At 55.2% G+C, this 20361-nt stretch carries 16 protein-coding genes and 1 pseudogene; 7 read left to right on the top strand and 10 right to left on the bottom strand.

The genetic code is table 11. The features are described from left to right. Position 1: 1 nt before the first annotated feature. From GE073_RS06555 to GE073_RS06520, 8 genes are all read right to left on the bottom strand, one after another. Positions 2 to 1177 (bottom strand): glycosyltransferase family 4 protein, encoded by a 1176-nt coding sequence (locus GE073_RS06555; RefSeq protein WP_153783097.1) that lies wholly within the window; start codon positions 1175 to 1177, stop codon positions 2 to 4. A 10-nt stretch (positions 1178 to 1187) separates the two neighbouring features. Next, positions 1188 to 2330: a DUF1972 domain-containing protein gene (locus GE073_RS06550; RefSeq protein ID WP_153783096.1), complete on the bottom strand. Its 1143-nt coding sequence runs from the start codon at positions 2328 to 2330 to the stop codon at positions 1188 to 1190. 4 nt (positions 2331 to 2334) lie between these two features. Further along, a complete protein-coding gene (locus GE073_RS06545; RefSeq protein ID WP_153783095.1) occupies positions 2335 to 3462 on the bottom strand; it encodes a glycosyltransferase family 4 protein in 1128 nt (375 codons plus the stop codon). Positions 3463 to 3501: 39 nt separating this feature from the next. Further along, a complete protein-coding gene (locus GE073_RS06540) occupies positions 3502 to 4200 on the bottom strand; it encodes a sugar transferase (protein ID WP_153783094.1) in 699 nt (232 codons plus the stop codon). 7 nt (positions 4201 to 4207) lie between these two features. Next, the gene (gene galU, locus GE073_RS06535) at positions 4208 to 5107 is read right to left on the bottom strand and encodes a UTP--glucose-1-phosphate uridylyltransferase GalU (protein ID WP_028600450.1); all 900 of its coding nucleotides are present in this window, start codon (positions 5105 to 5107) and stop codon (positions 4208 to 4210) included. Between the two features lie 288 nt (positions 5108 to 5395). Next, complete coding sequence (locus GE073_RS06530) at positions 5396 to 6088, bottom strand: CpsD/CapB family tyrosine-protein kinase (RefSeq protein WP_153783093.1); 693 nt, start codon at positions 6086 to 6088, stop codon at positions 5396 to 5398. Continuing rightward, a complete protein-coding gene (locus tag GE073_RS06525) occupies positions 6069 to 6821 on the bottom strand; it encodes a YveK family protein (RefSeq protein WP_153783092.1) in 753 nt (250 codons plus the stop codon). Before GE073_RS06525 ends, GE073_RS06530 begins: the two co-directional genes overlap by 20 nt. 28 nt (positions 6822 to 6849) lie before the next feature. Beyond that, positions 6850 to 7125, bottom strand: a complete 276-nt coding sequence (locus GE073_RS06520) for a hypothetical protein (protein WP_153783091.1) — start codon at positions 7123 to 7125, stop codon at positions 6850 to 6852. A gap of 393 nt (positions 7126 to 7518) precedes the next feature. On the opposite strand from GE073_RS06520, the gene GE073_RS06515 reads away from it, so the two are divergent. The 4 genes and pseudogenes from GE073_RS06515 (at position 7519) to GE073_RS06500 (ending at position 10541) form a co-directional block, all read left to right on the top strand. Beyond that, positions 7519 to 7887: a helix-turn-helix domain-containing protein gene (locus tag GE073_RS06515; protein WP_028600446.1), complete on the top strand. Its 369-nt coding sequence runs from the start codon at positions 7519 to 7521 to the stop codon at positions 7885 to 7887. 252 nt (positions 7888 to 8139) lie between these two features. Next, a complete protein-coding gene (locus GE073_RS06510) occupies positions 8140 to 8313 on the top strand; it encodes a hypothetical protein (RefSeq protein WP_153783090.1) in 174 nt (57 codons plus the stop codon). A 314-nt stretch (positions 8314 to 8627) separates the two neighbouring features. Next, a pseudogene (locus GE073_RS06505) lies at positions 8628 to 9580 on the top strand (IS30 family transposase). Between the two features lie 112 nt (positions 9581 to 9692). After that, complete coding sequence (locus GE073_RS06500) at positions 9693 to 10541, top strand: hypothetical protein (RefSeq protein ID WP_153783089.1); 849 nt, start codon at positions 9693 to 9695, stop codon at positions 10539 to 10541. Between the two features lie 406 nt (positions 10542 to 10947). Here GE073_RS06500 and gltB read toward each other — a convergent pair whose 3' ends face one another. After that, complete coding sequence (gltB, locus tag GE073_RS06495) at positions 10948 to 15555, bottom strand: glutamate synthase large subunit (protein WP_153783088.1); 4608 nt, start codon at positions 15553 to 15555, stop codon at positions 10948 to 10950. 1094 nt (positions 15556 to 16649) lie between these two features. On the opposite strand from gltB, the gene GE073_RS06490 reads away from it, so the two are divergent. Beyond that, positions 16650 to 16913, top strand: a complete 264-nt coding sequence (locus tag GE073_RS06490) for a hypothetical protein (RefSeq protein WP_153783087.1) — start codon at positions 16650 to 16652, stop codon at positions 16911 to 16913. Between the two features lie 79 nt (positions 16914 to 16992). Here the strand turns inward: GE073_RS06490 and kapB are convergent, their stop codons facing one another. After that, positions 16993 to 17382 (bottom strand): sporulation phosphorelay system protein KapB, encoded by a 390-nt coding sequence (gene kapB / locus GE073_RS06485; protein WP_028600443.1) that lies wholly within the window; start codon positions 17380 to 17382, stop codon positions 16993 to 16995. Between the two features lie 131 nt (positions 17383 to 17513). On the opposite strand from kapB, the gene GE073_RS06480 reads away from it, so the two are divergent. Further along, on the top strand, positions 17514 to 18632 hold the full coding sequence (locus GE073_RS06480) for an MGDG synthase family glycosyltransferase (RefSeq protein WP_028600442.1): 1119 nt from the start codon (positions 17514 to 17516) through the stop codon (positions 18630 to 18632). Positions 18633 to 18837: 205 nt separating this feature from the next. Next, positions 18838 to 20250, top strand: coding sequence for an NAD-dependent malic enzyme (locus GE073_RS06475; RefSeq protein ID WP_153783086.1), 1413 nt, complete (start codon positions 18838 to 18840; stop codon positions 20248 to 20250). Positions 20251 to 20361: the final 111 nt, after the last annotated feature.

Raw genomic sequence — 20361 nt, 5'->3', positions numbered from 1 at the left:
TTTATATAATTTTTTTATATAGCTCTTCAGTATCGGAAATCATTCTTTCATAAGAAAAAAGTTTCTTTTGTCTAAGATTAAAATTATTAATTATGTTTTCTTTTTCACTATCAGACTTTGAAAAGTAATCATCAATTAACATGGCTAACTCTTCGTGATTAGACGGAGTAAACAAAAAGCTTTGATCGCCAATAACTTCTCTTGTTGCTTCATGATCAGATGATATGACAGCTGTTCCGCAAGCCATTGCCTCTGCAGCAACAAGGCCAAACGCTGGACTGGTTAGTTCAGGATAGATAAACAAATCTGCAGCGCTATAGTAAAGATATTTATCTGAGTCATGTACAAAACCGGCAAACACCACATTATCTAATCTCATCTTTTCGACAATCTTTTTTAGCTCGTCTTCAAAAGGACCTTTTCCCACAATGACAAGTACAATATCATTCCGTTTTTGATCTAAAATCTTTAGAGACTCTAATACAACTTGAATACCTTTTTCCTGGACAATTCTTCCCAGACATAACAGAACTTTTTGGTCTGAGTTCATTTTAAGGGCTTTACGAGCTTCAATCTTATCTGATCTTTTTAAAAGATCATCTTTAATCCCGTGGTAAACAACCCTTATTTTGTGGTCTATTTTTTTGTTAGAGAATTTTCTTTTAGAAAACTCAGAAGCCACAATTATTGCGCTGGATTTTTTCAACATAATTTTAGTTAAAAAATGAACGAAAATTCTTTTATACAACTTTAATACTGTGAGTATTTTTTCCTTCGAATTTTTTCTATTAAAAATATTCGGATTTAATTGAGTTTCTGTTTTTAAGGAGCCATGCATCGTTGTAATAAGTGGGGTATTAATTGAAAAGATCAATGAAGCTAAAGCCGCTGAGCTTTGACTATGCAATACATCAAAATGAAAAATTTTATCCAATTCTCTATACTTAATTATGGCTTTAATAAAGAAACCTTTGTAGGATAATGGACTTGGATTATCTAAATAAAAAATTTCAACTCCATTAAAAATTTCATGAGGAATACTTTGCGGATGTCTAGAGGTGATTAAAGTAACTTCATGCCCTTTTTTTACAAGACCTTCACATAGCTTTTGGGTATAGTCTTCCATTCCACCTGAACAATTAGTAACATAAGCTCTTGATAACATACATATTTTCATAGATTTCTCCTTAAGATTCTAAGGTATATTCTCTGTTTTTTTTCAATACCGCTGCCCAATTTAGCGAAATATTCTTATATTTTTCAGCCACATCGTTCCAATCATATTTTTTCTCAACAGAAAGCTTTAGTAACTTTTGATTTGATTCTGACTTCAATATTTCTTTGAATTTGTGATGGAGGTTTTCAATCTTAAAGTATGTACCAAGTTCTCCGAGTACTTCGTGACTAAACACAATATCTATCGCCATTACCCTCTGAGAACTGGTCATTGCTTCTAGAAGAGCTGGATTAGTACCTCCCACTGAATTCCCATGCACATAACTAAATGCATTTTCTCTTAATACTTGAAGTTTTTCTTTATCGTATAATGCATTCAGGACACGGACTCCATATCCCCCATCATATTTCAATATCTGTTCTGAATAGTTATTTGAGTCTTTATATCCTATTAACAAGAACTGATACCCATCCTCATATAATTTGGATTTTATAAATGACTCAATAACTTTCAAAGGCAAATTGTCGGGTTCGAATCTTGTTATCTGAATAAAGTATTTATTTTTCATTACCGCATACTCTTGTAGAATTTCATCTTTTCTTTGGTCTCTAATCTCTATTGGATTAGGCGCTCCATAGGGGATCATGATTGTTCTTTTTTTAAACTTTTTATAGTAATAGTCTTTTATACCTTGAGAATCCGAAATAAGATTCTTACAAATCAAGCTTATAAAAAGCGAAGATAGAAAATAATAGAGTTTAAATGGCAACGACCATTTAGCTCTTCTCCACTCTAGACCATCTGTATTTACAGCCATTGGAATTCCAATAATTCTTGTTATAAAAATCCCAGGTAAATTGGCATTATTAAACCAAAACACAAAATCATATTCTTTTCTGTTTTTCAATAAATATAATCCCGTATTGATTGAGCTTATGAACGTATCTAATTTTCTGTTTTCACTACCTTTTATAAAAATTATTCTTCTTTCGTCTACAAATTCAGGTTCTCTATCCTCCATTGATCTGCAAAAGACATCGCACTGGTACTCGTTATTTTGTAAGCGTATTGTGATTTCATCGACCGCCGTTTCAAACCCACCGTATGCAGCCGGAATTCCTCTCGTTCCGCAGAATGCAACTCTTCTTTTCATGATACTACCTTCCAATCTCAACAGTTTTAGTTGTCAGATCTTTGACTGATTGAATGAAATGCTTCGCTGCGGCTTCCCAGGTCCATTTCTCCGCCTGAGTTAATCCTTTTTTTATGAGTCTCTCTTTAAGCTCCGAATTCTTGGTTATCGTTGCAATGCTCGTAGCAATTTCCGAATAACTCTCCGGGTCAACCATTATGCCCGCATCCCCAATCACATCCGGAATTGCCGTCGTATTGGACGACACTACCGGCACGCCGCTTGCCATGGCCTCAATGGGCGGGATGCCGAATCCTTCGGCAAAAGTCGGATAAACAAAAACAGATGCCGCCCTATAAATGTGAGGGAGCATCCGATCGTCAACCGATTCAATTATGTGGACGTAAGGCTTCAATTGCAGCTCGTCGATTCTATTGAAGAAATCCTGGAAGCCAAAATCAGGCTTGCCTACGATAACAAGAGGCCCTACCTTAATATTCTTTTCCATTAAAATCTTATAAGCCTCTAATAAAGCGATATGATTTTTACGAGGCTCAATACGGCCCACGGTCAGGATATAGTCGCGCACTCCGTATTTTTGCTCAATAAGGCCTGCGGATTCATTCTTCCCTTCCGAAGTAAAACGAGTCAGATCAACTCCGTTAGGAACGACCTTCACTTTGTGCTCTGGAATGCCATATAGCTCGACTATTTTGCTTTTTGAATACTGCGAAACCGTATGAACCTGCTTCGCTCTTTGCGCCGAGAAGCGCACCAATATTTTGTTGCGAATGACTTCCTGTTTAGAAAAATACTGCGGGTGCGTTTCGAATAAAATATCGTGGATGGTACAGATAGTATCGCAGGGCATCATAAGAGGAGAGATATACTGAGTATGGTACAGATCGATGTTATGATCCTTAAGCAGCGGAAGGGATTGGTAAGTAAGCCGTTTTACTTTAGAACCGGACTTGAAGTTGACATACTTGGATTGTGAGCTGTAAGGCGGCGAAGCCTCATTCTCCCAATGACCAAAGAACACATAGTCCTCAGGATCGCTTTGTTTCAGCACCTCCTGATACAGATTCAACAAGTAAGTCCGGCTTCCCTGGAACTTTCCAGCCAGTACATGCGCATCCACACCTATTTTCATCTCTATATCTCTCCTTCTCCTGCAACCGTGAGAACTTGTTCAAAAAGCATCTTTGGAGCCGAGCAATACCTTGAGCGTGCGAAGCAAAATATGTACATCGAAGAATAAATTCCTTTCTTTGATATACCTCACATCCAGCTCCACCATGTCCTTGAAGCTCAGGTTGTTCCGTCCGCTCACTTGCCAAAGACCCGTGCAGCCCGGCGTCACTTTCAGCCGTTGCTTGTCATATGGCGTATACTCCGCAACCTCTCGGGGCAGCGGCGGCCTTGGCCCGACCAGCGACATGTCGCCTCTGACCACGTTCCACAGCTGAGGCAGCTCATCGATGCTCGTCTTGCGGATGAAACGGCCGATCCTCGTAATGCGCGGATCATCCTTCATCTTGAACATGGCGCCTTCGATCTCATTCTGAGCGAGCAGCTGCGGCAGCAGCTCCTCCGCATTGGAGACCATCGAGCGGAATTTATACATGCGGAAGGCCCGCTCGCCCTTTCCCACTCTTTCTTGAGAGAAAAAGACAGGCCCGTTGCGATCCTCCAGCTTGATCAGCACCGCAAGCACGATAAAAACCGGCAGCAGCAGCAGCAGTCCGATTGATGCCGCGATGATATCCATTGCTCGTTTCATCATCAGGTAGCCTCTGAGGCTTCTTTTGGCTTCTGCAGCATAGGTAGAGTAATAGGAGGTCGAGTCGAGCACCGCTTCGGCTTCCTTGCCATTCGGGTTCAGGCTCATCGTATCGTCACCTCAGCTTGATCATATTGGATTGGTTCGTATGGTCTTTGATCATTTCTTCGAGTGCGGTCAAGAGAGGGTGCTTCAGCTCATCGTTGCGGAGCGCGAAGTCGATCGTCGTCAGGATGAAGCCGAGCTTCTCGCCGACATCGTAGCGTTTGCCTTCAAAATCATAGGCGTAGACGCCTTGCCGCTCATTGAGCTTCTGAATGGCATCCGTCAGCTGAATCTCCCCGCCGGCGCCAATGCTGTGCTCGCCGAGATAGTCGAAGATCTCCGGCGTAAACACATATCGCCCCATGATGGCCAGATTGGAAGGCGCTTCTCCCAGCGGCGGCTTTTCGACGAAGCGCTTCACCTGTACGAGCCGTCCCAACGTCTCGATCGGATCGACGATGCCGTAGCGGTCCGTTTGCTCGATGCCGACCGTCTGGACGCCGATGACGGAGCGCCCCGTGTCTTGATACTGCTCGATAAGCTGGCGCGTGCAAGGAACGTCCGCCTGGACGATGTCGTCGCCGAGAAGTACGGCGAACGGCTCGTCGCCGATGAAGTTGCGGGCGCACCAGACCGCGTGGCCCAGCCCCTTCGCTTCTTTTTGCCTTATGTAATGAATGTCCACATTGGACGATTTCTGCACCTCGCTCAGCAAGCCGAGCTTTCCCTTCTCCATCAGGCTGTGCTCCAGCTCGAACGCGATGTCGAAGTGATCCTCGATCGCCCGCTTGCCTTTGCCCGTCACGATAATGATGTCTTCGATGCCGGACTGGACCGCCTCTTCCACGATGTACTGGATCGTCGGCTTGTCGACGATCGGCAGCATCTCCTTGGGCATCGCCTTGGTGGCCGGCAGGAATCGGGTTCCGAGACCGGCAGCCGGGATGATAGCCTTGCGCACTTTTTTCATGCAATCACCTATCCTTATCTTTTTCTCTCTGGCTCTTCAGCCCTAACATGAAGAAATGCCAAAAAAACGAGCTACGTTCCCCTGTCGAAACATAACCCGTTTTTATGGCTTTTCTTGATGCTTACCCTCTCCATAAGGGTAAAGTGGGGCATTCAACCCCGCCTCACGCCATACCATCGACGACTCGCGTCTAAGGTCCGCAAGCGGACCCACAGTATGGCCGAGTGCCTACAGTGATAAAGGTTCAGTAGGCATTACCTATACGATTCCTTCATCAGGCTCGAAAACTTATTTCGCTTCCGCTCCGTAATAGTAGTAATTGTATTTGTCGCCTTTACGGCTTTTCGTGTTGTTGAGCACGACGCCCAGGATGCGGGCGTTCACATGCTCCAGACTGGACTTCGCCTTGCGCACCAGCTCGCTTTTCACTTTGCCGGCATGCACGACGAGCAACACGCCCTGGCAGAGAGAAGAGACGATGATCGAGTCGGTGACGGCAAGCACCGGCGGCGTATCGAAGATGACCACATCATAGTCGGCTTTGAACTGCTCCAGCGTCGCCTTCATGCTCTGGGAAGCGAGCAGCTCCGAAGGATTGGGCGGCACCGGTCCGGACGGCAGGACGAACAGGTTGTCGACTTGCGTCTCCTGTACGGCGTCAGCGGCGCGGCATTGGCCGGATACGACCGTCGATAATCCCACGCGGTTGGACACCTGGAATACTTTGAACACGGACGGCTTGCGCAGATCGGCATCGATCAGCAGCACTTTTTTGCCTTCCTGGGCGTAGGTCACCGCGAGGTTGGAGGCCGTCGTGCTTTTGCCCTCGCCCGGATTGGCCGAGGCGACCATGATGACCCGGATCGCTTCATCGAACGAGGAGAACTGGATGTTCGTGCGCAACGTCCGGTACGCTTCCGAGATCGGCGACTTTGGATCGTAATAGGTGACGAGGCTGGATTCACTGGTTGAGCGTGGCATATGATCCCTCCCCTACAGGCTTAGGCTTGGATGCGGACGGCTTTTTCGAGCGCGTGCCGTATTTGTCGATTTTGGTGATGAGCGCCAGCATCGGCAGCTCAAGCTCTTTTTCGATATCGCGCTCCGTCTTGATCGTGTCGTCCAGATAGTGGAGCAGGAACACGAGGCCGACCGCGAGCATGAACGAAACGACGAATGCGATGAAGATCAGCACGATCGGGCTGGTGTTGATGCTGTATGCCGCCGCTTCGACATCGGCTTTGTTGAGAATCGTGACGTTGTCCACTTTCATGATGTCGGGGTTGGTCGTGCGGAACGTTTCTGCGATCGCGTTGACCGCCTTGGCCGCTTGAGGGTAGGAGGTGCTGACGAAGCTCAGGTCCATGACCTGGGATTCCGCAGAGGATCCGATGCTGAGGCCGCTGCGCAGCTCATCGGCGCTCATCTTCAGATCGGGGAAGTTGGTCGATACTTTGTTCAGGATCGCGTAAGACTGTATAATTTCTTTGTAGGAATTGATGACGGTAATATTGGTCTGCATCGTACTTAGATCCAGCATCGACGTTCCCTGAAAATCGAACGCCTGGTTGACGATGAGCTTGGCCGAAGCCTGGTAGATCGGCGTCGTATACATGAAGCTCTTGATTCCGGTCGCGACGCAGGCCAGCAGGACGATCGCGGCGATGAGCCACTTGCGCTTGGCCAAAATGCTGAGATACTCTTTCAACTCCACGTGATGGGCCTCCCGTTATGTATAGTGGTCAGTTCCGATATAAATAGTGGACTTTATGCTCGGGCAACGCTGGCTGATGCCGGAGCAGCCACTCGTTCAGCTCCCGGATCCAGTCCGTGCGGCTGATCGAGCTTCCGGCGATGCGGAGCTCATACAGATAGAGGTTTCCTTGCTTGACTCGCGAGGCGACGATGCCTTCGAGGATGATGCTCTTCTCCCCCAGCTTCAGCTGGAAGGACAGGCGGTACCGGTCGTTTACCGGAAATCGGAGCGTCGTGGAGAATTCCAGTTCGTTTGCGTTCATATGAATCAGTAAGACTTTGCGGACGCCGGATCGGACCGGTTCTCCGCCGACCTGGGAAATCGCAAGCTCCGCCAGCAAGGCGCGGCTGTTGCCGGTTCGGGAAATGACGCCAGCAGAAGTCTCCATATTCCGACGCAAGAGCACGGTTCACCTCCGACAAATGCCTCCGGGCCTAGGTTTGAGAAAAGCTCCGGCGGGGAAGAATGATGACTAATTGATACGTTTTGTATCGCTTTGACATCTCCAACTTTACGATACAATTCGTAACATGTCAAGGGCTTTTCAGGCTTAATTTTCAAGATTGCGTCTTTTTGTATCATGCCCTCAGAAATCCTTTTAGCGGCGGCATTTCCGTATTAAACTTGAATACAGAGGGAGTTAGGAGGTACGTAAGTGGACATAGGATCACGGCTTGCAAGTCTGAGGGAAGACCGGGGATGGACTCAAGAGCATACGTCTCAGGTTCTTGGCATTTCCCGCGCAGCCTTGAGTCATTATGAGAAGAACCGGCGTGAACCGGATACCGATACGCTTGCGAAATTTGCGGATATCTATCAGGTCTCGATCGACTACCTGGTGGGAAGAACCGACAATCCGGAGGCGACGCTAGATCCGGACGTCAGGGAGTTTGCCGGCAGCATCGAGCTGTCCGATCAGGAGCTGTTGGAGAAGTTCGCCTTCTCCATCGACGGCAGCCCGCTTACGCCCGAGGAATCCAAAATGTTCATCGCTTTCATTCGGGCGAACCGGTCTATGAGATAATCTGGAATATTGCAATGCTTGCAAACCTGCCGTTGGCGGGTTTTTTTGTTGTTTTAAGAACGGGTAGTAGGAGAAAGGAATCAAATAAGACAATTTATTAATCCAATAGTCCTGATTCGACAAAAACTCCTTTATTTTTCTCTGAATGCCGCTTCACATTCCGACACTCTTTGCACCTTCAGTCGGATATACTTTATCCTATGTTCCCAGTACATAGAGAAACTAAATAGGAAATGGGAGTGGGGTACAGGAATGAACAGCCATCAACCAGAAAGCAGCTCAAAATCTCCTGTGAAGGTATTGGACGTCAGGCAAGTGCTCGAACAGCTGGGGTTGCAGCCCGATGCCGCACTGAAGGAATTGTTTCCGGAACGAACCTCGCCGCCTCCTTCGGAGGACCGTCAGAACCGCACCTCGAAGAAATAAAGCGCTGAACGCCTCTCCCCCCAACCCGAGGCATCGCTTATCTCTACCGCTAGCTATCCTCCATTCGCTACCATCTCGAAGGTCTCTCGGTACATACTCGATACACCCTGTATAGATACATATTGTATCACCAAGGAGCCGGCTTGTCAGCCATCAGGATAGGCCCTCCCACACTTATTGACGGCCGATACGGCCGTCTTTTGGTTATGACGGATTGTAATATGAAGTGCGACACCTAGAAAAACGAAAAGGCCCATGCGGGCTTCGTGTAAAATGGAGGTTACCACACGACCATCTACAGGAGAGAACCCAACATGAGCTACTCCCATTTTAGCCTAAGCGCGGACAACTAGAAGCGCTACATCGTCTCAAATGGTCGACCCGCAGGATCGGTCAACAGTTGGGCCGTCATCACGCTACGATTGCGCGTGAACTCAAGCGTGGCCGTGAATCCGGAGTGTACCGGGCTGAGCCCGCGCAGCAGGCCTACGAAGAGCGCAGAGCGTGCTGCGTGCCTATCGGTTCATACACGCCAGAACTGGCGCAGGAGCTCCATGAGCAGCTGCAGAAGACTTGGTCGCCGGAGCAAATCGCCGAGAAGCGCCGAGCGGCAGGGCATTCCTTTGTTTGCTTCAAGACCATCTACCGCTGGATCTATGCGGGACGTCTTTTAGCGGGCGACATACGCGTCCTTCGCCATAAAGGCAAACGGCGCAAGCCGGTCGAGACACGCGGACGTTTTCTCGTCGGCACCCCAATCCGCCAGCGCCCCAAGGTCGTTCGCACCCGAAGCACGTTTGGCCATTGGGAACTGGACACCGTCGTTTCGAGCCGAGGCAGGAGCAAGGCTTGTGCGGCTACGTTCATCGAGCGCAAGACGCGATTGTATCAGGCCGTCCTCATGCCGGATCGAACGGCCGCTTCGATGGAAGCCGCCTTCCAGACCGTAGCCGCTCGGTATCCGGACGGCACCTTTCAAACCGCTACAACCGATCGGGGCAAGGAGTTCGCCTGCTACGAACGCTTGGAAACGCTCCACGGAGTGAAGGTCTACTTCGCGGACCCGTACTCGTCCTGGCAGCGTGGCTCCAATGAGAACGCCAATGGTCTGCTGCGGGAGTTCTTTCCGAAGGGGCACGACTTCGCCACGGTAACAGAGGCGCAACTAGACGAAGCCTTGCGCCTCATCAACGATCGCCCGAGAAAATGTTTGGGCTGGAACTCCGCTCACGAAGCCTTCATGGATGAGGTGTCGCACTTAGCTTGACAATCCGTCTTATTTAAAAATATCCTCTTAATTACCATCATGTACCTGTGGATTTAATTATTGTCCTCAATTACCATAAAGATGTTATAAAAAATGAAGAAAAGGTGATATTTTGAAAATTAAATCGAAAATCAAGTTTGCCGCTTCGTTAGTAGCTATTTCATATTTAACGAGTGCTTTTGGAAGTATAAGTTTTGCTAATCCATCGGTAATCCAGTCTGACGTAAACCAATATCTCCTTGAAGCAAAATATCCTCAGGAAATCATTAACCAGTTGGATGAATCTCAAAAAGAGTACATAGCTACCGAAAAACTTGTCTACTCCAGTCACTCTTTTGAAAACAGTATGGCTGTGGAGAGCTTGCAACAAAATTTAATTGTGCCATTCTTAACGACTGGAAACTGGACCAGAACATTGGTTGCCTCCAAGGTTACTACCCCTACTAAAGGTAAAAATGAATTTGTACTTGATTTTAATTGGACTTGGAAGAATAATCCTGACTACGCTTTAGAAGACAAGTTTGGGATTGCGTGGACAGATGATTTTGATGCCTATCCTGAGTCTGCAGTCTACTCTTATCGAGCCACGGGCTATAATAGTGTAAGAAACGAAACAAGAGACTACTCGACCGGTAATGTATTTGGTTATCGAGATTGGAAAGCTGCAACAGGCGTTGGTTGGGAATATGACATTAAGGACTTCTTTTACTACAATAATCTTTCTTATGTAGTCAACACGCATAAGGGTTGGGGAAGAATAAAAATCGGGAAATATAGTAACAAGTCAGGAACAACCGAATCCACTTCTGCAGTAGGATCCTATTTCCATAAGTTTGGAGCCTTTAATGGAACCCTCTCGTTCCAGCCAACTCCATCAATCGGTATTTCTAATGCTATTAATTATGATCAATTCCCTGATGCGGCTGCAAGTCCATTTTCTTGGACAAACTATAATTACTAACTATTGAAGGGAGACTCAATTCATTGGATCTGCTCGCACTTGCCTCCATGACGTTCTGTATGATTTTCTTCATGTATACAATCCGGTCTATCATGAACAAGGAAAAGGAACGACATTTCTTCTTCCTTGTGATTTTGACTTCCATTCTTGCAGGGGTATCGTTCTTCCTCTTGTTTGGAGCTATCGGATCAGCTGTTTCGTTACAGTAAAGCATTAAAAAAGAAATCTTCAGTCCGACAACCGGGCTGAAGTTTTTTTACTCTATGCCAATGTATTTCACAATCAATAACATGAATAGTATCTTACATTCAAAGCATAACAATGTTTATAAGCTTAAACAAAGAGCCGCCAGCCCATAATCGGGCTAGCGGCTCTTTGCATGCCGGCCGGCTGCATCGCCAGAGGCTTAGTTGCCTCCGACTCGCGCCAGCTCTCTCATATTGGCCTCGAAGGCGGCCAGCAGGGCTTCGTCGCCCTTCAGGCCTTGCGCCTCCTCGGCATGGCGGATTTGCTCCAGCATCCGCTTGTAATCCTTTGGAATGACGCGGACGAAGTCGCCCAGCGACTGCTCCCAGTTCGCCAGGACGCGTTCGCCGATCGCGCTGCCCGTATAGCGGACATGGTCTTCGATCAGCGAGCGCAGCTCCTGCACGTCCGCCTCGTCCTCAACGCGCTCCAGCAGCACCATTTCCAGGTTGACCTGCTTGTAGAAGGTGCGGTTCTCATCGAGCACATACGCCACGCCGCCCGACATGCCGGCCGCGAAGTTCCGTCCCGTGCCCCCCAGCACGACGACGCGTCCGCCTGTCATGTATTCGCATCCGTGGTCGCCCGTACCCTCGACGACAACCTTGACGCCGCTGTTGCGCACGGCGAAGCGCTCGCCCGCGATGCCGCGGATGTACGCCTCCCCGCCCGTCGCGCCGTAGAAGGCGGTGTTGCCGATGATGACGTTGTTCTCCGCCGCGAAGGTCGCCTTCGGCGACGGAGCGACGATGATCTTGCCGCCGGAAAGGCCCTTGCCGACGTAGTCGTTGGAGTCGCCCTCCAGCGAGAGCGTGATCCCCTTCGGCACGAACGCGCCGAAGCTCTGGCCGGCGGAGCCGACGAAGTGCATCTGGATCGTATCCTCCGGCAGCCCCTTGGCTCCGTAGCGGCGCGTCACCTCGCTGCCGAGGATCGTGCCGACGACGCGGTTGGTGTTGCAGATCGGGAACGTCGCCTTGACCGGCTCTCCGCTCTCCAGCGCGCTCTGCGCGGCCGGCAGCAGCGACTGCATGTCAAGCGACAGCTCGAGGCCGTGGTTCTGCTGCTGCACGTTGTAGCGGACCGCGTCCTGCGGCACCTCCGGCTGATGCAGCAGCGGCGACAGGTCGATGCCGCGCAGCTTGTAGTGGTCCACTAGCTCCTTGGCTTCCAGTACATCGACGCGGCCGACCATCTCGTTGATCGTGCGGAAGCCAAGCTCGGCCATATACTCGCGCATCTCCTGGGCGACGAAGCGCATGTAGTTGACGACATGCGACGGGTCGCCCATGAATTTCTTGCGCAGCTCCGGATTTTGCGTGGCCACGCCGACCGGACAGGTGTCCAGCTGGCAGACGCGCATCATGACGCAGCCGAGCACGACGAGCGGGGCGGTCGAGAAGCCGTACTCCTCGGCGCCGAGCAGCGTGGCGATCGCCAGGTCGCGGCCGTTCATGATTTTGCCGTCCGTCTCGACGACGACGCGGTCGCGCAGGTTGTTGAGCATGAGCGTCTGATGCGTCTCCGCCAGGCCGAGCTCCCACGGGAGGCCCGCATGGCGCATCGAGTTCATCGGAGACGCGCCCGTGCCGCCGTCGTAGCCGCTGACGAGGATGACGTCGGCGCGGCCCTTGGCCACGCCCGCCGCGATCGTGCCGACGCCGACCTCGGAGACGAGCTTGACGTTGATGCGCGCGCGCGGATTGGCGTTCTTGAGATCATGGATCAGCTCCGCGAGATCCTCGATCGAGTAGATGTCATGATGCGGCGGAGGCGAGATGAGGCCGACGCCCGGCGTGGAGCCGCGCACCTCGGCGACCCAAGGGTACACCTTGCGGCCCGGAAGCTGTCCGCCCTCGCCCGGCTTGGCGCCCTGCGCCATCTTGATCTGGATCTCGTCGGCGTTGACGAGGTAGTTGCTCGTGACGCCGAAGCGTCCCGAGGCGACCTGCTTAATCGCGCTGCGGCGCGAATCGCCGTTGGCGTCCGGAATGAAGCGGGCCGGATCCTCGCCGCCCTCGCCCGTGTTGGACTTGCCGCCGATGCGGTTCATCGCGATCGCGAGGCTCTCATGCGCTTCCTTGGAGATCGAGCCGAAGCTCATCGCGCCGGACTTGAACCGCTTCATGATCGCCTCGATGCTCTCGACCTCGTCGATCGGCACCGGCTGGCGGTCCTTCTTGAAGTCGAGCAGCGAGCGCAGCGTCATGAACTTGCGGTCCTCGCCCTGCACGAGATGCGAGAACCTTTTGTACAGCTTGTAGTCGCCAGCGCGGGAAGCCATCTGCAGCGTATGAATCGTCTGCGGGCTGAACAGATGGTCCTCCCCGTCCTTGCGCCACTGGTACTCGCCGCCGGAGTCGAGCTCGCGCTCTCCGCCCTGCTGCTCGGCATAGGCGCGGTGATGCGGCTTGAGAGCCTCCTGGGCGATGATGTCGAGGCCGATGCCGCCGATGCGCGAAGGCGTCCAGGTGAAGTACTTGTCGATGACCGACTCCTGCAGGCCGACCGCCTCGAAGATCTGCGCGCCGCGGTACGACTGGATCGTGGAGATGCCCATCTTGGACAGGATCTTGAGCACGCCCTTGGTCGCCGCCTTGATGAAGTTCTTGACGGCCTTGTCATGCGTCACGCCGCGCAGCATGCCCTGGCGGATCATGTCGTCGAGCGTCTCGAACGCCAGGTACGGGTTGATCGCGCTCACGCCGTAGCCGAGCAGCAGCGCGAAGTGATGCACCTCGCGCGGCTCGCCGGATTCCAGCAGCAGGCTGACGCGGGTACGCGTGCCTTCGCGGATCAGATGGTGATGCAGGCACGAGACGGCGAGCAGCGCCGGGATCGGGCAGTTGTCCTTGTCGGAGCCGAAGTCGGACAGGATGAGCACGTTATGCCCCTTGGCGATGACGCGGTCGGCCGCGTCGCACATCGTCTGCAGCGCCTGGCGCAGGCCGGCCTCGCCCCCGTCCGCCGGGAAGAAGATCGGCAGCGTGATCGACTTGAAGCCCGGACGGCGCACGTGGCGCAGCTTGGCGAACTCCTCGTTGGAGAGGATCGGCGAGTCGAGGCGGATCTGACGCGCGCTCTCCGGCTCCGGATGGAGCAGGTTGCGCTCCGGTCCGAGCGACGTGCCGGTCGCCGTGATGATCTCCTCGCGGATCGCGTCGATCGGCGGGTTGGTCACCTGGGCGAACAGCTGCTTGAAGTAGCTGTACAGCCGCTGCGGGCGCTCGGACAGGACGGCCAGCGGCGAGTCGTAGCCCATCGAGCCGACCGGCTCGACGCCGGAGGACGCCATCGGCTCGAGCACCTTGCGCAGGTCCTCGAACGTGTAGCCGAACGACTGCTGGCGCTGCTGCACCGTCGCATGCTCGAGCTCCGGCAGCTCCGGCGCGTCCGGCAGGTCGGCCAGGCTGATCAGGTTGTCGTCGAGCCACTGCTGGTAAGGCTTCTCGGAGGCGATGAGGCTCTTGACCTCCTCGTCGGAGACGATGCGGCCCTCCTTGGTGTCGACGAGCAGCATGCGGCCCGGACGCAGGCGGTCCTTGTACAGGATCTCCTCCGGCTCGACCGGCACGGTGCCGGCCTCGGAGCCGAGGATGATGACGTCGTCCTTGGTGACGTAGTAGCGCGCCGGGCGCAGGCCGTTGCGGTCGAGCACGGCGCCGATCTGCGTGCCGTCGGTGAACGCCATCGCGGCCGGTCCGTCCCACGGCTCCATCAGGCAGCTGTGGTATTCATAGAAGGCTTTTTTCTCCGGGCTCATGTCCTCGTGGTTCGACCACGGCTCCGGCACCATCATCATCGCCACATGCGGCAGCGAGCGGCCGGCCAGGTACAGGAACTCCAGCGTGTTGTCGAACATCGCCGTGTCGGAGCCGTCCGGGTTGATGATCGGCTTGATCTTGTCCAGGTCCTCGCCGAACAGCTCGGAGGCGAACAGCGACTGGCGCGCGTGCATCCAGTTGACGTTGCCGCGCAGCGTGTTGATCTCGCCGTTGTGGATCAGGTAGCGGTACGGATGCGCGCGCTCCCAGCTCGGGAACGTGTTGGTGCTGAAGCGGGAGTGGACGAGCGCGATCGCCGTCTCCATCGCCTCGTCATTGAGATCGACGTAGAACGAGCGCACCTGCTCGGTCGTGAGCATGCCCTTGTAGACGATCTTCTTGGACGAGAAGGATGGGAAATAGAACATGTCGCCGCCCTCAAGCCCCGCATAGCGGATCGCCAGCTCGGCGCGCTTGCGGATGACGTACAGCTTGCGCTCGAAAGCCAACTCGTCCGCGAGTGCCGCATCGCGCGACACGAACACCTGGCGCACGTAAGGCTTGGCCTTGAGCGCCGACTCGCCGAGCTTGGCGTCGTCGGTCGGCACGGTGCGCCAGCCGATGACGCGCTGGCCTTCCTCGGCGATGATCGCCTCGAGCTTGCTCTCGAGCGCCTCGCGCACGGCCGAGTCCTGCGGCAGGAAGAGCATGCCGACCGCATAATCGCCCTCGGCGGGCAGCTCGACGCCCTGGCGGCTCAGCTCGCGCTTGAAGAAGCCATGCGGAATTTGCAGCATGATGCCCGCGCCGTCGCCGGTGTTGGGCTCGCTGCCCTGGCCGCCGCGATGCTCCATGTTCTCCAGCACGGTCAGCGCCTGCCGGATGATCGTATGGGACTTCACTCCCTTGATGTGCGCGACGAAGCCCATGCCGCATGCGTCTTTTTCGAACTGTGGATCGTAAAGGCCTTGTTTCGGCGGCAATCCCGTCATTTTCCTGTTCATCGGATGGCAACCTTTCTGTCGGAGGATGGATATAGAACGGACGGCTGCGAACGGCTACCTATTAGATAGACATCTTCACTCCGGAAGCGGCTCCCGCCTGGCATGGAAGCTCTCCGATTCCATCTCATGAATAAAGATGCATATTAATACATATCCATTACGTCCCGTCCCGTCGTTCAAAAGGCAGAAATCGGTCGGATCTCCCGGACGGCGATCCCGGAAAAAGGAAGGGGGGCTTATATAGCTATTCCTCGATTTTATCACTAGGGTCGGCGCAGATCAATTTAATCTTTTTGATCGCGAGAGGAAAAGTTTCGCTCCCGATCCCTCCCTTCCCTTGCGCGGCAAGGGTTTGAAGCGGGTCCAACCGTTGCTTTGCCACGCCACAGCGGCGCTTCTGCATTCATCCTATCACAAGGCTCGGCAGCTTGGGTATACCAAGTTTAAGGAATGGCGGATCTGCCCGAACAATGACGTTCCATGTCAGGTCAAAGTGAGCCGGCACATGTATACTCATGCAAATTTTTGAACCAAAACTGCAACTGCGGCGGCCGCAGCTTCATGAAAACGCTGTCTCGCTGTCAGCTTGCCGGAAGCTCCAGCGCAGGGGCGCGGGCATGTGCGCGGGATGCCGGCGCGGGCGTGCGGGCGCGGGCGTGCGGGCGCGGGATGCGGGCACGGGATGCCGGCGCGGGATGCCGGCGCGGGATGCCGGCGCGGGATGCCGGGCGCCTGAGGCGAAGCGCTCCGAGCGCTAACGATACTGTCGATCGCTATTGGCGTCAAAAGAGCCCGTTTCGAAATGTAACGATACTGAGACGCGCTATTGGAGGCTGGAGAGCCGATTTTGCGGGTTTTAGGACCAATAGCGCTTGTGAGTATCGTTAGAAGTTCCAAAGGGCGGTGTGGAGCGAAATAGCGTCTCTGAGTATCGTTAGCGCTGTGCATGGTGCGGGCGGCGCAACAGAAGCAGACGGCAGCCGCCTCTCCTTCGTCAGCAGATACGGGTTGTCGAGGGTGCAGCGGACAACGGCATGGCGTAGGTCCACTTGCATAGGGCGATGCATGGAGAAAGCGGACGACGAGGTACGGGGATGCAGACGATGCGCGCGAAGGACGGAAAAGACTCAAGCCCGAAACGCAAACAACGCACGAATGCACGCAGTCGGCGTGCGCTCAGAGCGCAGGCGGCGCAAGACTGCATGGATTCAGGCGACACCCAGGCGGCGCAAGACCGCATGGACGCAGTCGATGCCCAAGCGGCGCAAGACCGCATGGACGCAATCGATGCCCAGGCGGCACAAGACCGCACGGACGCAGACGGTGCCCAGGCGGCGCAAGACCGCGTGGATTCATAGAGCGCGCGCAAAGGACAGAGGCGACTCGTGCTCGAGGCGCAGACAGCGCGGACTGACGAGAGTCCGCGCCGAGCGCCGGCTACCGGTAGTCCGCGGACACGGTCCGCAGCTGGTCGGCCGCGCGCGCCGCCCAGCGCTGCAGCCGGTCGAGCTCCTCCAGCATGCGGGCGACGGCCTGCTCGCGGGAGGCTTCGTACTCCGGCAGCTCCGCCGCGGCATGCGGCTGGATGTCGCGGTTCGGCACGAGCGCCTTTTCGCGATGGGCCAGCGCCCGCCTTTCATGGAAAAAAGGCACGTCGGGATCGTACGGATGGTGCAGGTCGCCCTGCTCGGGATGGCGCAGCACGGCCAGCGTCTCCACGACGCTTCTTGGCGAGCCCTGCTCGACCAGCCTGCCCGCATACTCCCCCGTCTTGTAGACGAAGCGCACCCAGCCCTCCGCGGCCTTGGCCTGATTGTCGTCGCTCATCGGTCATCGTCTCCTTCGGATCGTTTCCCCAAGAATATAGGAAGCGGGCCGGTAAGCACAAGCGGACAAGCCGAGCTTGTTTTATAGGCGGCGCTCGTCGTAATATTGGAAGTGGAAAAGTAGGTGAGTGCATGCGTAAAAAAAGAGTGCTGCTGCTATCGGAGGGGTTCGGATCCGGACACACCCAAGCGGCATATGCGCTCGCTGCCGGGCTGAGGCAGCTGTCTCCGGATGTCCAGACCCGCGTGCTGGAGCTGGGCAAATTCCTGAATCCGGTGCTCGGTCCTCTGATCATGTCCGCCTATCGCAAGACGGTCGGCAAGCAGCCCAAGCTGGTAGGCATGATGTACCGCACCAACTATAAGCGATCGTTCAACCGGTTCGCGCAGCTCGCGATTCACCGGATCTTCTATACCCAGACGGAGCAGGTCATCCAGCAGCTGCGCCCGGAGATCATCGTCTGCACGCATCCCGGCCCGAACACCGCCGTCGCCAGGCTCAAGCGGCTCGGCCTCGACGTGCCTCTTTACACGCTGATCACCGATTACGACGCGCACGGCACCTGGGCCAGTCCGGAGGTCAACCACTACCTCGTCTCCACGCCTGTCGTCAAGCGCAAGCTGATGGACCGAGGCATCCCGTCCGGCCGCATCGAGGTGACCGGCATCCCGGTCCATCCGCAGTTCTGGGAGTCCCAGGACCAGGTCCAGGCGCGGAGCGGGCTGGGCTTGCGGAACCTGCCGACGGTGCTGGTCATGGGCGGCGGCTGGGGGCTCATGGAGGAGGAAGACGAGCTCTTCACCTACATGACCCGCTGGCGCGAGGAGGTCCAGCTCATCTTCTGCACGGGCACCAACGAGAAGTCGCGGGAAAGCATGCTGGCCGACGAGCGGTTCAACCATCCGAACATCCAGGTGCTCGGCTTCACGCGCGAGATCTCCAAGCTGATGGACGCCTCCGACCTGCTCGTGACCAAGCCCGGCGGCATGACCTGCACCGAGGGCATGAGCAAGGGCATCCCGATGCTGTTCTACAAGCCGATTCCCGGCCAGGAAGAGGAGAACCTGGACTACTTCGTCGGCAGCGGCTTCGGCGAGATGCTGCAGTCGGCTGCGACGATCGACCGCTGGTTCCAGCTCATCCAGGAGCCCTACAGCTCCGGCCGGCGCCGGCAGCGGCTGCAGTCCAAGAGCAGCCAGCAGTACGATCCGCAGGAATGCCCGTCGGCCGTGCTGCGGCTGATGCGCTGACCGCCGACGCGGAGACGTCCGCGTCAGGCGCAGGGACAGGATCTGCGCAAGCGACTGCGACGGACGCGCGGACGGCGCGCCGAGCGTTTGGAGCGCATGCGCCGAGGCAATACCTATACGGGGGACGGGAGGACGCTCCCTCCCCTTTTCTTTCTCCAACACGTATTCTACGCCTCTAAAGGCAAAAGCCAAGGAGATGAGCCGATTGAACAACAAGGCATTGGACGGCAAGACCGTCATCGTCCGGCTGGAGATCGACTCCGGCACCAACTTCAGCTCGGTCGTATCCGCCATCGAGGCGGCCGGCGGCGACATGATCGCCATCGACGTCATCCAGACGGGCAAAGGCAGCACGACGCGCGACTTGACGGTCAAGGTGAAGGACACCGGCACGACGGAGCGGCTCGGCAAGACGCTGGGGCAGCTGCCGGGCATCCGGGTCATCAACACCTCCGACCGCACCTTCCTGCTGCATCTCGGGGGCAAGATCACCGTTCAGCCCAAGACCGCCATCCACAACCGCGACGACCTTTCCCGCGTCTACACGCCTGAGGTGGCACGCGTCTGCACGGCCATCCACGAGGATCCGTCCAAGGCGTTCACGCTGACGATCAAGCGCAACATGGTCGCGGTCGTCTCCGACGGCAGCGCAGTGCTCGGCCTCGGCAACATCGGCCCCGAAGCGGCGATGCCCGTCATGGAGGGCAAGGCGATGCTGTTCAAGCAGTTCGCCGACGTCGACGCGTTCCCGATCTGCCTGGACACGCAGGATACCGAGGAGATCATCCGCACGGTGAAAGCGATTGCACCTGCCTTCGGCGGCATCAACCTGGAAGACATCAGCTCGCCGCGCTGCTTCGAGATCGAGGAGCGGCTGCGCGAGGAGCTCAACATCCCGGTGTTCCACGACGATCAGCACGGCACCGCCGTCGTCCTGTACGCGGGCCTGCTCAACGCGCTGCGCCTGACGGGCAAGTCGATCGAGGACGCGCGCATCGTCGTCTGCGGCATCGGCGCGGCCGGCACCGCCTGCACGAAAATGCTGCTCGCCGGCGGCGCCCGCAACGTGCTCGGCGTCGACCGCGACGGCATCCTGACGGCGGATCGCGACTACGCGCATCCGATGTGGAACTGGTACGCCGCGAATACGAATCCCGGACGCGTCTCCGGCAGCCTGGCCGATGCCGTCGCCGGAGCGGATGTATTCATCGGCCTGTCGGCCGGCGGCATCCTGAAGCGCGAGATGGTACTCACGATGAACAAGCAGCCGATCGTGTTCGCGATGGCGAATCCGGAGCCGGAGATCCGGCCCGAGGAGGCCGAGGATATCGTCGCGGTCATCGCCACCGGGCGCTCGGACTATCCGAACCAGATCAACAACGTGCTCTGCTTCCCGGGCATCTTCCGCGGAGCGCTCGACTGCCGCGCGACGACGATCAACGAGGAGATGAAGCTGGCCGCGGCCGAGGCGATCGCCTCCACCGTCGGCGAGGACGAGCTGAGCCGCAGCTACATCATCCCGAGCGTGTTCAACGCCAAGGTCGTCGAGGAAGTGCGCCGCCGCGTCGTGCAGGCGGCCCGCGAGAGCGGCGTCGCCCGCCGGAACCCGCGGGAATAGCGCGCGGCACGCGGCAGCGGCGTCGCCCGGCGGAATCCGCAGGAGCAGCAGGCGGCAGCAAGGCCGGTTCGCCGCGCGAGAGCGTCTCTGCAGCTGGCGCAGACGAAGCAG

The sequence above is a fragment of the Paenibacillus sp. B01 genome (genome assembly GCF_009649995.1).
Taxonomy (GTDB): Bacteria; Bacillota; Bacilli; order Paenibacillales; family Paenibacillaceae; genus Paenibacillus_O; species Paenibacillus_O pasadenensis.
Note: the sequence above shows the minus strand (reverse complement) of the source record. Positions and strands in the feature narration are given on the sequence as shown.

Coding starts and splice junctions, on each gene's coding strand:
- GE073_RS06555 (WP_153783097.1), bottom strand. CDS start 1,177: ATGAAAATATGTATGTTATCAAGAGCTTATGTTACTAATTGTTCAGGT.
- GE073_RS06550 (WP_153783096.1), bottom strand. CDS start 2,330: ATGAAAAGAAGAGTTGCATTCTGCGGAACGAGAGGAATTCCGGCTGCA.
- GE073_RS06545 (WP_153783095.1), bottom strand. CDS start 3,462: ATGAAAATAGGTGTGGATGCGCATGTACTGGCTGGAAAGTTCCAGGGA.
- GE073_RS06540 (WP_153783094.1), bottom strand. CDS start 4,200: ATGAGCCTGAACCCGAATGGCAAGGAAGCCGAAGCGGTGCTCGACTCG.
- galU (WP_028600450.1), bottom strand. CDS start 5,107: ATGAAAAAAGTGCGCAAGGCTATCATCCCGGCTGCCGGTCTCGGAACC.
- GE073_RS06530 (WP_153783093.1), bottom strand. CDS start 6,088: ATGCCACGCTCAACCAGTGAATCCAGCCTCGTCACCTATTACGATCCA.
- GE073_RS06520 (WP_153783091.1), bottom strand. CDS start 7,125: ATGAACGCAAACGAACTGGAATTCTCCACGACGCTCCGATTTCCGGTA.
- GE073_RS06510 (WP_153783090.1), top strand. CDS start 8,140: ATGAACAGCCATCAACCAGAAAGCAGCTCAAAATCTCCTGTGAAGGTA.
- gltB (WP_153783088.1), bottom strand. CDS start 15,555: ATGAACAGGAAAATGACGGGATTGCCGCCGAAACAAGGCCTTTACGAT.
- GE073_RS06490 (WP_153783087.1), top strand. CDS start 16,650: ATGCAGACGATGCGCGCGAAGGACGGAAAAGACTCAAGCCCGAAACGC.
- kapB (WP_028600443.1), bottom strand. CDS start 17,382: ATGAGCGACGACAATCAGGCCAAGGCCGCGGAGGGCTGGGTGCGCTTC.
- GE073_RS06480 (WP_028600442.1), top strand. CDS start 17,514: ATGCGTAAAAAAAGAGTGCTGCTGCTATCGGAGGGGTTCGGATCCGGA.